The sequence below is a fragment of the Xenococcus sp. PCC 7305 genome (assembly GCF_000332055.1).
In the GTDB taxonomy this organism is placed as follows: domain Bacteria; phylum Cyanobacteriota; class Cyanobacteriia; order Cyanobacteriales; family Xenococcaceae; genus Xenococcus.
The window spans coordinates 1-13,638 of sequence record NZ_ALVZ01000077.1 but is presented as its reverse complement, the minus strand read 5'-3'; the positions used below and the strand labels follow the sequence as shown (position 1 = coordinate 13,638).

General features: G+C 38.7%; 16 protein-coding genes and 1 tRNA gene. 11 read left to right on the top strand and 6 right to left on the bottom strand.

Annotated elements, in window-relative coordinates; genetic code table 11:
* Nucleotides 1-119: 119 nt before the first annotated feature.
* Complete coding sequence (locus XEN7305_RS02600) at nucleotides 120-1,187, bottom strand: lipopolysaccharide assembly protein LapB (protein WP_006507777.1); 1,068 nt, start codon at nucleotides 1,185-1,187, stop codon at nucleotides 120-122.
* Between the two features lie 220 nt (nucleotides 1,188-1,407).
* The gene (locus tag XEN7305_RS02595) at nucleotides 1,408-2,631 is read right to left on the bottom strand and encodes a tetratricopeptide repeat protein (protein ID WP_006507776.1); all 1,224 of its coding nucleotides are present in this window, start codon (nucleotides 2,629-2,631) and stop codon (nucleotides 1,408-1,410) included.
* A gap of 26 nt (nucleotides 2,632-2,657) precedes the next feature.
* Here XEN7305_RS02595 and XEN7305_RS02590 point away from each other — a divergent pair, with 26 nt between their 5' ends.
* Together XEN7305_RS02590 and XEN7305_RS02585 are read left to right on the top strand one after the other, a co-directional pair.
* Complete coding sequence (locus tag XEN7305_RS02590; RefSeq protein WP_006507775.1) at nucleotides 2,658-3,242, top strand: Uma2 family endonuclease; 585 nt, start codon at nucleotides 2,658-2,660, stop codon at nucleotides 3,240-3,242.
* A gap of 18 nt (nucleotides 3,243-3,260) precedes the next feature.
* Nucleotides 3,261-3,872, top strand: a complete 612-nt coding sequence (locus XEN7305_RS02585) for a Uma2 family endonuclease (RefSeq protein ID WP_006507774.1) — start codon at nucleotides 3,261-3,263, stop codon at nucleotides 3,870-3,872.
* 39 nt (nucleotides 3,873-3,911) lie between these two features.
* Here XEN7305_RS02585 and XEN7305_RS02580 read toward each other — a convergent pair.
* Both XEN7305_RS02580 and XEN7305_RS02575 read right to left on the bottom strand, forming a co-directional pair.
* Nucleotides 3,912-3,984 (bottom strand) — tRNA-Lys (locus XEN7305_RS02580).
* Nucleotides 3,985-4,055: 71 nt separating this feature from the next.
* A complete protein-coding gene (locus XEN7305_RS02575; RefSeq protein ID WP_006507773.1) occupies nucleotides 4,056-4,940 on the bottom strand; it encodes a galactose mutarotase-like enzyme in 885 nt (294 codons plus the stop codon).
* Between the two features lie 118 nt (nucleotides 4,941-5,058).
* Between XEN7305_RS02575 and XEN7305_RS02570 the strand changes: the two genes are divergently transcribed.
* The 3 genes from XEN7305_RS02570 (at nucleotide 5,059) to XEN7305_RS02560 (ending at nucleotide 8,601) form a co-directional block, all read left to right on the top strand.
* Nucleotides 5,059-5,412 (top strand): DOPA 4,5-dioxygenase family protein, encoded by a 354-nt coding sequence (locus tag XEN7305_RS02570; protein WP_006507772.1) that lies wholly within the window; start codon nucleotides 5,059-5,061, stop codon nucleotides 5,410-5,412.
* 44 nt (nucleotides 5,413-5,456) lie between these two features.
* The gene (locus XEN7305_RS02565) at nucleotides 5,457-7,349 is read left to right on the top strand and encodes a GTPase family protein (protein ID WP_006507771.1); all 1,893 of its coding nucleotides are present in this window, start codon (nucleotides 5,457-5,459) and stop codon (nucleotides 7,347-7,349) included.
* 265 nt (nucleotides 7,350-7,614) lie between these two features.
* Nucleotides 7,615-8,601 (top strand): hypothetical protein, encoded by a 987-nt coding sequence (locus XEN7305_RS02560; RefSeq protein ID WP_006507770.1) that lies wholly within the window; start codon nucleotides 7,615-7,617, stop codon nucleotides 8,599-8,601.
* Nucleotides 8,602-8,984: 383 nt separating this feature from the next.
* On the opposite strand, the gene XEN7305_RS02550 is transcribed toward XEN7305_RS02560, so the two are convergent.
* The gene (locus XEN7305_RS02550) at nucleotides 8,985-9,248 is read right to left on the bottom strand and encodes a hypothetical protein (RefSeq protein ID WP_006507768.1); all 264 of its coding nucleotides are present in this window, start codon (nucleotides 9,246-9,248) and stop codon (nucleotides 8,985-8,987) included.
* A gap of 201 nt (nucleotides 9,249-9,449) precedes the next feature.
* Between XEN7305_RS02550 and XEN7305_RS02545 the strand changes: the two genes are divergently transcribed.
* The 4 genes from XEN7305_RS02545 to XEN7305_RS02530 are packed head-to-tail and all read left to right on the top strand — an operon-like array spanning nucleotide 9,450 to nucleotide 10,809.
* The gene (locus XEN7305_RS02545; RefSeq protein ID WP_006507767.1) at nucleotides 9,450-9,710 is read left to right on the top strand and encodes a hypothetical protein; all 261 of its coding nucleotides are present in this window, start codon (nucleotides 9,450-9,452) and stop codon (nucleotides 9,708-9,710) included.
* Nucleotides 9,703-10,080 carry a hypothetical protein gene (locus tag XEN7305_RS02540; RefSeq protein WP_006507766.1) on the top strand — a complete coding sequence of 126 codons (378 nt, stop codon included), beginning with the start codon at nucleotides 9,703-9,705 and terminating at the stop codon, nucleotides 10,078-10,080. Before XEN7305_RS02545 ends, XEN7305_RS02540 begins: the two co-directional genes overlap by 8 nt.
* 50 nt (nucleotides 10,081-10,130) lie before the next feature.
* Nucleotides 10,131-10,481 (top strand): nucleotidyltransferase family protein, encoded by a 351-nt coding sequence (locus tag XEN7305_RS02535; protein ID WP_006507765.1) that lies wholly within the window; start codon nucleotides 10,131-10,133, stop codon nucleotides 10,479-10,481.
* On the top strand, nucleotides 10,468-10,809 hold the full coding sequence (locus tag XEN7305_RS02530; protein WP_006507764.1) for a DUF86 domain-containing protein: 342 nt from the start codon (nucleotides 10,468-10,470) through the stop codon (nucleotides 10,807-10,809). The genes XEN7305_RS02535 and XEN7305_RS02530 overlap by 14 nt, the downstream gene beginning before the upstream one ends.
* A gap of 305 nt (nucleotides 10,810-11,114) precedes the next feature.
* Here XEN7305_RS02530 and XEN7305_RS02525 read toward each other — a convergent pair whose 3' ends face one another.
* A complete protein-coding gene (locus XEN7305_RS02525; protein WP_006507763.1) occupies nucleotides 11,115-11,618 on the bottom strand; it encodes a sterol desaturase family protein in 504 nt (167 codons plus the stop codon).
* A gap of 332 nt (nucleotides 11,619-11,950) precedes the next feature.
* Between XEN7305_RS02525 and XEN7305_RS02520 the strand changes: the two genes are divergently transcribed.
* Nucleotides 11,951-13,210, top strand: coding sequence for a dihydroorotase (locus XEN7305_RS02520; RefSeq protein ID WP_006507762.1), 1,260 nt, complete (start codon nucleotides 11,951-11,953; stop codon nucleotides 13,208-13,210).
* 129 nt (nucleotides 13,211-13,339) lie between these two features.
* On the top strand, nucleotides 13,340-13,612 hold the full coding sequence (locus XEN7305_RS28850) for a hypothetical protein (protein WP_006507761.1): 273 nt from the start codon (nucleotides 13,340-13,342) through the stop codon (nucleotides 13,610-13,612).
* The last annotated feature ends 26 nt before the right edge of the window (nucleotides 13,613-13,638 follow it).

Sequence of the window (13,638 nt, the reverse complement as noted above, 5' to 3'; positions counted from 1 at the left end):
TATTAGACCTCTTGCAAAAATACGAGTTTTGGTTGTTTCAGCGATTTTGACCAATCGCTATATACATTATGATTAGGGGTTTATAGAAATACCCTCAATTAATTATGCAAGAGGTCTATTTATTTTTTCGATTTCTTTTCTAACTCAACTAACCACCCCTGAATTAAATCAAATTGCTGACTATTTTCCATCAACTCATAAACTTCCTGAGCCTTTTCCAATAATCCTGCCGCTTCCGAGAAATTTCCCTCACTAACTGCCAAATGAGCCAATCCCACTTGTGCCGCTGCTATTTCCGAAAGATTATTTTCCGCTTCAGCCAATAAAATCACCCTCTGATAAAATTTCTTAGCTTCCTGTTGCCATCCCAACCGCAGATAAATATCTCCCAGTAAACGATGAACCACAGTCGTTTGATTCCCAGCTTGCACCAAATTTTCCAGCGATCGCGCAGCAGCCCAAAGAAAACCCGATGTTACCGATTCCTGCTCCCCCAAATACAAATCAACCAACATCAAAGCCCGAACCTCTTCCGATACCGACTCATTTTCAATAGCTGCTACTTGTTTCTGGACAAATTCTGCTGTAACTGAATGAACTAACCTCATTTTTATTTGATAAACTGCGGGCTCATCTTCCGTAACCGCTTCCACTACCAAATCGTAGAAAAATTTAGGAACCAATGGTTCACCTTTATATTCAACACTTGTTCCCTCTTCTATTTCCTCCCAAATCACTTGCTCCCCTGCCTTTACCTTCACCAGATAACTTTCTACTCCCGAAACAGACGGCCAAGTTAACAAAGGATTTTCCGACAACAACAAAGTCTGATAGGTAAACTCTCCCCGCAGCAAATCCAGGAAAATATTATCTCCAGCCCGGGGATCAGTTGACTTGGCACTCGGACAGATCGCCTTTAAACCCGATCGCACTCCTGCTTGTGCTCTGCCTAATTTGCCATCACTACAATTGACGATCGCGACTGTCCCCTCATTCGGCAAGAGAATATCTCCTAAAACCATAGTCATTCCTATAGAAGCAGGTTGAAACTTAGTGGTTCCTGCAAGTTGGATCTGGGCTTCTCCCTTCAGCTCAACAATACGATTCTTTCCCGCTTGAGCAACTGTAGGCAAAAGAGTTAAACCAATAGCTAAAATCAAAGAGCGAATCAATAGTTTGAGTAACATTTAATAGCAAACTGAATTTTCAATTGTAAGAATAAGTCTTTTTCTTGTTTCCCTGCTCCCGCTACCGTTTACACATGAGTTATTTTTTATTTATCGTCTTTATTTTAGAGCTAATCTTGCCCCCTAAATCCCCCAATCCTGGGGGACTTAAATACATCTTTCTCCCCCAAATTTGGGGGCTGGGGGGCTTAAGAGTACACTGTAGCTTCGCTTGCTTTCATTATTTAAGTTTCTCACGAGCAATACTTAACCATAGATATTCATCAGGTTTTCCCGAATCCGCATAAGCAATGCAAGAATTCCAGGCAGTTAAAGCTTCCTCTTTTTGAGCTTCCAAAACTTGTGCGAGCAAACAATAAGCAGGAGCTTGAGTTGAATTTAGTGCGATCGCATCTTGCAATAAAGATTTAGCCTCAGAATAATTTTTCAACTCCAATTGTGCCCAACCTAAATTTTTCAGTAAAGCATACTTAACCTTCTGGAATTCCTCACTAGTTTTGACCTGTGACTCATCTAGAGAATTTTTCCCCTCGATCAGAGGTGCGATCGCTTGAGTATATTCTTGTTGCAGAATCAAAAGATGTCCCCAGTTATTATAAGCTTCAAGTTTAGTTAATGAATTATCTTGTTTGACAGCTATTTGATATTCCGTCGTTGCTTTGTCGAACTGCTGAAGATCCTCATAAACTATCCCCAGGTAATAATGCGATCGCTCATCATTAGGATCTAAGGCAACAGCTTTCTGATAATTTGATAAAGCTTGCTCTAGTTGTCCTTGTTTATAAAAATTGAGACCTTGATTCTGAAAATAAACAGCAAAATTATCAAAGAAGAATTGATGAATAATGATTAAACTTAAGGCCAATAAAAAAGATAGTACAAGACTTATCAAAGACCAACGAGACTGATCTAACTTTTGAAACAAATATTTTCTTGCTTCTCTTCCAATAGGAGTTAAAGCTCCACTAGTTAGAAGTGTAAGTAAACTAGGAATAATAATCGCCAAGACACTAGCTATATCTAGACCTCCACTGAGAAATCGAGGAATGCCATCCACAATTAAACTAACCGAGATTGTCAGGAATACTAAGGACAAACCATTCCATAACCAATCTAATTTTGTTGATCGTTTAGGAGGAGAAAAATACCACCACCAAGAGGCATCGGTCGGATTGAGACTCTTTCGCCAGTTGGGATATTCTGTTAAATAAGTAATCTTTGATTCTTGTTTCTGTAAACGCTGATCCAACTCTATGAGCCTTAACAAAAGAGAATCAGGAGACGGCTTACCTTTGCTAAGCTGAGCTTGAACTAGATCTCTAGATCGTAAAACCTGAAAAATTTCTTGGGGTTGAGGTGCAGTAGAAGATTGCTCAAGTTGCACCAAGAATTCCTGATATTGAGCAATAGCAGAATATAAATTGTCTGGAGCTCTCAAAGACACGATTGTGCATTCAATAGGAAATTAAAATGGTCATTCAAACGGAAAAAAAATATTACACTCCTCAAGAATACTTGACATTAGAAGAGAGCGCGGTAGACAGACATGAATATCGAGATGGAGAAATTATTCCCATGACGGGAGGGACGACAAATCATAATCAAATTGCTCTCAATTTCTGTCGCAAATTTCCTCTGACAATTGAAAATCAAGATTATTATATCTACATTAACGACGTCCGCTTGTGGACAGAGCAATATCGCGTTTACACCTATCCTGACGTGATGGTAATTAAAGGGAAACCAATCTATGAAGGAACAGGCACAGTAAACGTAACCAATCCGTTAATCATTTTCGAAGTCCTTTCTAAATCAACAAGAAATTACGATTACACCGACAAATTTAGATATTACCGTTCTATACCTGAATTTCAAGAATATATTCTAATAGATCAATATCGATTTTATATAGCTCAATATTTTAAGCAAGAGAATGGACAATGGGCTTTTAATGATTATGAAGGGGAAGAAGCAGTTTTAAACTTGGTGTCAGTTAATTTTGTGATTCCGTTTTCAGATTTGTATGAAAGAGTAGATTTTGAGTTAGAAGATTAGTCACAAGTGAGGTTTTCCATGCTTCAATCATTATCAAAATTAATAACCTTTGATGAATTTATTGAATGGCTACCAGAAGATAGACGCTATGAATTACATGAAGGAATAATCATCGAAATGCAGCCTACAGGTAAACATGAAGATATTGCTGGATTTCTCACTCAAGAATTAACCTTAGAATACACAAGGATGAATTTGCCTTATCGTATTCCTCCCAAAGCATTAGTCAAACTAAAGGATAAAGAAACTGGCTACAATCCAGATTTATTAATTGTAGATCGTCAATATCTGGTATCTGAGCCGTTTTGGGCAAAAAAATCAACCCTCATTAATGGAGCATCAATTCCTTTAGTTGTTGAAGTAGTAAGCACCAATTGGCGTGATGATTACGGCTATAAGCTAATTGATTACGAGAAGATAGGTATTTGTGAATATTGGATTGTTGATTATTTAGGGATAGGAGGAGTCCGTTTTATTGGACAGCCAAAACAACCAACTCTTTCCATTTATAACCTTGTGGATGGAGAGTATCAAGCGCAACAATTCACAGGTGAAGATCTAATTAAATCGACAACTTTCCCTGAACTCAACTTGACTGCCAAGCAGATTTTCCAGGCTCAAAAACAATGACTTTAAAAATTAAAGTTGCCCCGAAAGTCAATAAAAAAATGGGTCGCCTGGGACTCGAACCCAGGACAAGCCGGTTAAAAGCCGGATACTCTACCAACTGAGTTAGCGACCCGGAACAAAAATCATCTTGCTCGCACAGTTAACCAATTTAACATAGCCTTTAACGAAGTACAAGCAAAAAGATTAAATTGTTTCGCAATTCATGGTCAAGGTTGAATTGTAAGTAGTTCCGGGTTTGATGTAAATAAGTTTTTCTCCTGTATTAATCGCATTTCGGGGGGCGCTCCAAGGTTCAAGGCAAATAAAGTCCTTACCTTTAACTGTCCAAAAAACTATGGTAGAGAAAAAATCGGGATATTCAAGGGTAATTTTGCGATCGCGATCGCTAAAACTACTAGAATTTTTTCTCATAGGGACAAAAGCCGCATCAATTTCATCTAAGTCAAAATCAAAACTGCCAGAAAAATCCATCATAGTTTTCGTGACATTACTAAAATATTTTGTCTCAGGAATGTCCAGTTCTAGTTGCTGTTTCTCTCCCACGGTGAAATAGGGATGAAAGCCAGCAGAAAAAGGCATGTCAGAATCGGAGTTATTGGTGTAAGCCTGCAATATTGTGAGACTATTACCCCGCAATTGATAAGTAAAGACAATTTCACAGGCAAAAGGATACACTGCCAAAGTTGACTCATCACTCTTTAGACTCAAAGTAATACTGGCACAGTCATCGGTGCTGGTTGCAATTACATCCCAAGGCAGATTACGAGCAAAACCATGTTGTGGCAACTTGTATTCATTGCCCTGATAGGAGTAAGTGTCATCTGGCAAATTACCGCAAATAGGAAAGAGGATAGGGACGCCTCCACGAATAGTTTTAGTCGGATCGGCATATCTGGCTTCATCCAAATAGAGGATTTCCTGCTCTGCTTTGCGCCAATGAGTAATAATACCGCCTCTTTCTGGGACAACTTCGATCTGGGTGTTTGCTGTTGTGTCAGTCAAAAGATAGGTAGAATATTGTTTTTGCTCTTGAGAAATCGTGAACACGGTTGTTTTGTTTCCTTGCATGAATGATCTTTCCTAATATAGTGGAACATCTCATCGCTAATTCGTTAGATATAGTAAGGGATTTTCCCTTTCCCCAAACAATCGAAAACTATGGTTTTCAAATTAGGCACAGTTAATTATGAATTTTCAAGATATCAGTTTAATCAAGGGTTATCATGCCCATGTTTATTTTGAGGAATCAACTTTTGAGTTGGCTCAAACCCTTTGCGAAGAAGCAGGCAAAAGATTTGGGGTCACCGTTGGTCGGATGCATCGTAAACCTGTGGGCCCTCATCCTTGTTGGAGTTGTCAGCTTGCTTTCGATCGCGGTGAATATGCAGAGTTGCTCTCTTGGCTAGCTCTTAATAGAAATGGTCTGACGATTTTGATTCACACTCTCACAGGAGATGATTTACTAGACCATACTGATTATGCTTCATGGATGGGAGAGCCCCAGGCTTTAAACCTCGATGTCCTGCGGGCAGCCTCATAATCTTCGTAAAACCCTAATGTGTCGTATTTTTCGAGAATTCCACCATGATTCGTCTAAAATCCTGGCAGTGGCTAGCCTTAGCAATTCCTGTTATCTTACCTGTTACCTTTTTGCTGATAGCTGCGGGTTATCAAATTCATCGATGGGGACTTAATTGGATTTGGGGGATCTTTATCCTGCTCTTTGTGGGTTGGCGTTGGCTATTGGTGAAATGGACAGCCTCAGCAAATACAGATTTAGAATCAGCAGTGCAAAAGATCACCTCAGAGATTGCCGCTGACGAGGAGATTGCCGCTTCTGATGAAGTGATTGGGAATCAAATAGAATCTGCTCTGGCCAATATTCTCCAGGAATCTCAGGATGATCCGATTATTTGGCAGGATTGGCAATTGTTTCTGTCCCGATGCCAGGAATTAGTTGTTGCGATCGCAGCTATCTATCATCCCGAAGTGAAACGGCCGCTCTTGAATATCTATATTCCCCAAGCCTATGGTTTGATTCGTGGCACTGTAGACGATATGGATCGTTGGATTAATGAACTATCTCCGGTATTAAATAAGGCCACGATTGGTCAGGCTTATGAGGCTTATGAAGTTTATCGTCAACTAGAACCCTCAGCACAAAAAATTAGAAAGGTCTTTAATTGGGCACAATGGGTTTTCAATCCTGTAGCTGCGATCGCCAAACAAGCTAGTAAAGGTATTAATTCTCAGGTCAATCAACAACTGCTGGTGAATTTCAATCAGTTATTCCGCGAAGCAGCTCTTAGAAATCTTTGTCGCCAGGCGATCTCACTTTATAGTGGCACAAGTTTGCCCCCAGCTTTTGTTAATGAAACAACTCCTGTGCTGGAGAAAACCCAAACTGTACGAGACATTATTGAGCAGGTAGATAGTAGTGAGGCAATTGTCGAACAACCGATTAATATTTTGTTAATTGGGCGTACTGGAGCAGGCAAAAGCAGTCTGATAAATAGTCTGTTTAAAACTGATATTGCCGAGGTTGCGGTTTTACCTAGTACCGATCGCATTCAAAGCTATCAGTGGCAGAGTGAAGACTCAGCAGGAATAACACTTTGGGATACTCCAGGTTATGAACAAGTCGATCGCACGGATTTCAAGGAGTTGGTTTTAGATTATGGGATTAATGCGGATTTGCTATTGCTAGTTAATCCTGTGCTCGATCCTGCTTTGCAAATGGATCTCGATTTTCTGCAAACAATTCAAGAAGCTAATCCTGAGCGCAAAGCAATTGTGATTGTCACTCAAATGGATAAGTTGCGTCCGATTCGCGAATGGAATCCTCCCTATGATTGGCAAATGGGAGACAGGGCAAAGGAAAGATCTATGCGAGATGCGATCGCTTATAGGCAAGAAATTTTTAGTGATTATTGCGATCTAGTTTTGCCTATAGTCAATAGTGATTCTCAACTAGAGCGCGATCCTTGGGGGCTAGATATCTTATCTTTGGCATTAATTGAGGCGGTTGACCCGGCGAAGCAATTGAAACTTGCTCGGTTCCTTCGCGATCGCGAATCTCGCATTGTTGCGGCGGCGCAAATCATTGATCGTTACACCAGGCAAATTACGATCACCCAAGGTGTGATTAGTTTAGCCAAAAGTCCGATTTTACAGTTTCTCTCGACCATGACAACGGGTAATCCTGCTTTGGCTCATCTGTTGGCGCAACAAATTCCTGTGGAACAATCGGGGGTTTTTCTCGGTAAATTGCAAATGGCTTATGAATTGTTTTCTTTGCTAAGTGATGAACCTAGTATTGGGAATTTTGATCTGTTATCTCTTTGGGGTTTGTTATTAGAAAATGAGGCGAGTCCCGATCGCAATGCCTGGGCTTTTGGTCATGCTTTAGTAGAATTTTGGACGCAGGATCTGGCCATTGGTCAGTTACGCGATCGTTTTAATTATTATCTTAATTAGTATATAAGATCATAATTAAAGAAAAATAATCTGTAACAATTCTCCTACTAGTAAATTACAGCAGATCTAAACTTTAGGAAACAGGGAACAAGGAACAAGAAACAAAAAAAATTATCTCATGACTTTAATAATCGTTATAAATTAATAAACATTATAAAAAGTATCATTAGTAATGAATATAGGGAAAATTTATTGTCATTTAAAAATATGCTTGATATGATGGCCGCTGAGTTTAAACAAATATCTTGAAAGAGGTAAAATATATATGACGTCCCCGATTGTTAGCCTAGAAGTGATAACTGGAAACAGCAGTACTATAGAAGCACCAGTTGGATTTCTTAAAGTTCCTGTCGATTTAAATGAAGAAGCTGGAGGTAAATACATATATCTCTGTTACAAGAGAGAAAATGATAGTACATATATTTCGCAATTAATGCTAGGTGATGAAAATCTTACGCCACCTTCAGGATACGAAAAGATTGACGTAGATCTTAATGCGGGAGCTGGCGGAGACTATATATATCTTTTTTACAAAAAAAGTAGTTCTGAAATTCCAGTTTATGATATCGTCATTCAAAGTACTGGTGGCTCTAGTCAGGAGATTCCACAGTATGACGGAATAACTTACAGGAAATTGAATATTGATATAAATGAAGGCGCTGGTGGAGACCATATTCATGCCTATTACTTAAATGAGAAACCATCTCCACCAGTACCGAACTGGACTACTGGAATTCCCTCAGAACTGCTGAATAACCCTGAAATAGAATACGAAATATCAAGGATTCAACTTGGTAAAAGAACAATGTTAGTTAGACTACAAAAGTTACAAATTGTAGAGCAACGAACCATAGGAGCAGGGATAGAATTTGACTATACACAAACAAAGATAACTGGAACAACAGAGACAGAAACTAAAACTTTTTCTACCGAAGTTGGAATTTCGGCAGGTTTTAGCTTTAGTAAATTCAATTCAGAGATAAATATCAAGCTGGGTTATAGCACGACAAGTTCTTATGAAACTATGGAGCAATTTATAACTGAAGAGAAGCTTTATTTTGATCCCGTTGGATATGACCGAACCTATGCCTTTTGTGATGTAGTAGATATTCTTCGCATAGTCAGTATTCCTCAAGGCCATGTTCTCAACGAACTAAAATCTCCAACTAGCATTTCGGGGATCTTTCTTACCAATGAACATGGGGAATGGGGTGAAACTCAAAATCAACTTGGATCAGTATTACAAACTTAATTAACTAATTTTAATTTAATCTCAAAGTAAAAAATGGACAGACAGTCAATAGAGATAACCCCAATTTCGCATTGTCTGTCCTCTGATTGTTTTGTGCTTTGGTGAAACATTGGAAACAAAATTTAACTTACGATTATGAATATATGTGATCGCTGATCAAGCTGGAATTGCGATTGCGATCACTTTAAATTTTATCTTCATGGCAAAAGAATGAAAGCATCACAGCGATGTTTTTAATGCCTGCTTCTCGACCAACTAGATAAGCGACTTCTGCCAATACAGTCTGAGGCATAAGAATCTTTTGTTGCTTAAGATAAACATTTTTGCTAGGTTGTGTTTTGAGTCTGAGATATTCGTTAAAGCAACAATAAATCCTGTATCTGCTATGACTGTTTCCATGTCCATCCAGAGTTTTGTTGAATTTCTTGCTGCAAGATTTCTTCTGATTGTTCTGCAAGATTAGGCGAGCCAGAAAATAATCCAATGATAGGATCTTCCTCCTCAGAGATAGCCAGTTTATCTGTATTTGTCGCTACGGGTTGGTAAACTAGCACAATTTCTATATCTTGGTCGGCTGGTAAATCATTTAGTTGAAGTTGTAAACTGCCATCAACATCCACATGAGAACGTAATCGGATAGTTCGCATTAAACTTATTCTTCCTGAACTAGGAACTAGTTTTCTATTTTACTCTTACTCTCTACTTCTGCGATCGCTTACTATAATTAGGACAATTGCGATCGCTACTTCGGGAATGTTTTCTGGAATCGCGACCATAGTAATGAGAAAGTAAAAAACAGACTACTGACTTCAGAATAGAATAGAGTTCACATTCAGGACCAACTTTCTATGAAAGCTTACGAATTAACTGCAAATGTCACTGCTGACGGACAAGTTGAATTACCGGATTTTCGTCTATCACCTACCTCACCACAACCTGCAACAGTAAAGGTGATTATCTTGGTTTCCGAACCCGAAGAAACTCACAATCAGTCAACCCAGCTAGACGAGAATTTTTCAGAAGAAAGCTTCAAGCGATCTTGGCAGCAAGCAATGGAAGATGACACTTTACCATTGTCCCAACTATGGAAGGAGACAGATATTGTCTGAGCCTATCCCCCTTGAAATCAAATTCACTCGCGAATTTCAACGCAAGGCAAGATTTCTAGCTAAAAAATATCGCCACATCCAAACCGACTTAGAGCGAATTTTGGAAAAACTTAGATTGGGAGAGACGCTAGGAGATAGGATCTCTGGCCTCAAATCCATTGTTTATAAGCTGCGTATTAAAAACAGTGATATTCAAAAAGGAAAGAGTGGTGGTTATCGCTTTATTTATTGGCTTAAGACACCCAAAGGCATTGTTTTACTGGATATCTACTCAAAATCCGAAAAAGACAATGTTGATATCAAAACAATTGGGCAAATCGTTGCCAATTTTGAGCGCGATCTCTATCAATTTTTGTTAATGCTACAATGACATGGAAAACCGCTTAATCATCTGGACTCAGAACTATTTCTTAATGAATTATGTCAAGTTTAAAACCAGTAATTAACCAGAATCAGATTGAACAGCGCCTTGGCGTTTCTTTACTGACTGTGACTCAATTTTGCCAAAGATGGCAAATTACAGAATTAGCGCTTTTCGGTTCAGTACTAAGAGACGATTTTAATCCTAATAGTGATCTCGATTTTTTAGTAACTTTCTCTCCAGATGCCAAAATTGGATTAGCTGAAGTAAATGAGATGGAACAAGAGTTAAAAAATATGGTCAAACGCAAAATAGATCTTATTTGGAAAAAAAGCATCGAAGCTAGTCAAAATTGGATTAGACGACAAAATATTCTTGAAACAGCAAAAGTTATCTATGGAGAGAGATAAGGCTTTTATTCTAGATGCCCTAATTTTTGCCGAACGGATTTTAGAATTCACCGCTGAGATGGATGAAAAAATGTTTGCCAATGATCTAAAAACTCAAGCAGCAGTTCTTTATGAAATTTCCGTTTTAGGTGAAGCAATGCGACGTATTTCCCCAGAATTTCAAAAACAACACTCGGAAATTCCCTATAGGAAAATCATTGGAATGCGTAATAAATTAGTCCATAATTATGATGGGATTAATATTAAACTTGTTTGGTCTGTGATTCAAACAAATATTCCTGAACTGATTGATCAATTTAAAACCATTGTTTCTCTACAGAAACCCTAAAATAATTGATATATTTTTAGCAATGGTAGTCAAAGAACTAGTGTCGCTGCGCGGAAGTATTGAGTAATGAGTATTGAGTAATAAGTAATAAGTATTTATCTATCAGCTTTCTGCTATTTGTGAATAGATAGCTTATTTACGTCCATGTCTACTAGAAGATCGCAAATGCTATCAGAATTAGAAATAGCAATTATTCTCTAAGTTTATGCATGGTCATTGCAAAGGTTTCAAGCAATACAATAACCATACTTATTACTTATTCACTCTGCAAAACAGCACTAACTGTAGGATTTATGCAAAATAAATTAGTACCATTTTAATTCTAAAGGCCCTTTCTGAGTTACATCCTGAGCCTTCTCTTCCACCCAATCAGCATCTTGGTACGTACCAAAAATAAAATCCCACCAATCTAGTCCTAGCCCAAAATTGTGATGCCATTGATTATATTCGTGATGAACATAATGAACAGGCATTCTCATCCAAAAGCAAGCCTTAGGATTATCATGTTGCAACTGATGAGCGTAGGAAGCAAAAGCTGCATAGACCAAAGAACCAATCAACCAACTCAAGCCAATTTCCCGAGAAATCAAAAAAGGAGAAAACATCACGACCGAGCTAAGCAATATATAGTCGCGAAACTCCCATAAAAAACCCTGTCCTGAGTTATTAATATGATGTCTGGGATGAGTAGGAAAAACCTTAGGAAAAACATGCATCAATCTATGGAGCCAATATTCGACAAAGCTGCCAAAGACAAAAGCCCCGATAGAACAAATAACAAGTCCTAATATATGACTTAAGCTAAACATAAAACCTCTTTATTTTGTGATTTATGAAAGTTTATTTAATAAATACCAGTAATTAATATAACGGTTTCTCCCTCAATGGGCTATAGATTTTATCCTGAATATTGGAATTTATGACGATGCGCAAATTGCTCAACTTGATTCTTTAACTTTCGTTTTAGAGTTTCCACTACCACAGCAATAAATTAATTTGATTTATTGTCAGAGTGCGATCGCCACTCAGCAATTGATCGCAATTTAGGAAATTAGGGATTCCTCTTGGGGACAGCTTACTATATATTTGGATGGAACAGATTGAAATGCTCTAGCGGAAAATCCTATTTTTTCCAGATTGAATGAACGGAAAATCCCCCCAACTACTAAGACAAGTAAGACTGTTAGATCCTACGACTCAAAGCGATCGCCTTACTGATGTTTTAATTATTAATCATAAAATTGCCTCTATCGGCTCAAATATTACTGATTTCCCCACAAATACCGAAATAATCGATGCTCAAAAATTAGTTCTTGGTACCGGATTAGTAGATCTTTATAGTCATAGTGGAGAGCCAGGAAACGAAACCAGAGAAACCCTAGAAACTCTAGTTGCCAGTGCTGCTGCTGGCGGGTTTACTCAAATTGCCGTGCTTCCCGATACTAGTCCGCGAATCGACAATGCTCAGATTTTGACTTCTCTACAGCAAAAAATTCAGTATCTGGCAAATGATAACTTACCTCGGGTTCATTTGTGGTCGGCAATTTCTGCGGGAGGAGAGCAAAAACAAATGGCAGAGTTAGCTGAACTGAGTTCCCAGGCTATTGGGTTTAGCGATCGCTTTTCCCTGACTGATTTACCGTTTCTCAAACAAGTTTTGGAATATCTGCAACCACTACAAAAGCCTTTGGCGATCGATGTTTCCGCCAATGAATTAACTGCTCAAGGGGTGATAAGAGAAGGAATTAATTCTGTCCGCTATGGGTTGGTTGGCAATCCCGGCTATAGTGAAGCTTCAGCGAGCGCAGCTATTTTAGAGCTTGTCACCGCAATTAACACTCCAATTCATTTGATGAGAGTTTCCACCGCTAGAAGTGTTGAACTCATTGCCGCAGCCAAAACTAGGGGCGTCCCAGTAACGGCTAGTACAACTTGGATGCATTTATTATTTAGCACCGCAGATCTCGCTAGTTATGATCCAAATTTGCGGTTAGAGCCGCCCTTGGGAAACCCGAGCGATCTACAAATATTGCAAGAAGGCTGTCAAGCGGGAATTATTGATGCGATCGCGATTGATCATCAAGGATATAGCTACGAAGAAAAAACCGTAGCTTTTAGTGAAGCACCCAGCGGCGCGATCGGATTACAGTTAGCATTACCGATTTTGTGGCAAAAGTTCGTGGCTACGGGTCAATGGTCAGCCCTGCAATTATGGCAAGCTCTCAGCACCAAGCCTCAACTTTGTTTACAACAAACTCCCCGTGATCTTGCGATCGATAGTACAGAATTTACCTTATTTGATCCCGAGAAGGTTTGGACTGTAAATCATCAAAACATTCATTCTTTAAGTTCTAATACTCCCTGGTGGGGACAACAAATTAGGGGACAAGTCATTGTCTGAAGTCAGAAGGCAGAGGGCAGAGGGCAGAAGACTTAGTTTATTTTGTTTTCTTAACAATTAAAAAATATTGATTTTGATGATTAACCTGGGAACTATAAGTACGTAAAAAACTTGAGATAAAGTCCCCAAATGTCTTATCAGGAGTTAGAAACTTCTCGCATCGAGAGAAATAAGTTTATAGAACAAATAGATGTTCTAGTACAGAAAAATCAACAACTCGAACAAGAACTACAACAAGTTAGAGGCAGCGAAGAACGTTTTCGTCAAATAGCTGACAATGTTCGCAGCAATTCCAAATTCGAAAGTAACAGGGGATACAGAACTAGGCTTACGGTAGCGCAGCAAGATAGAAAAAAGTCAGAAATCAAGAGTGAGCTAATTTATGGAAGTCAAAGCGCTTAGTTTCACAGTGCTTTTAGGATATATAG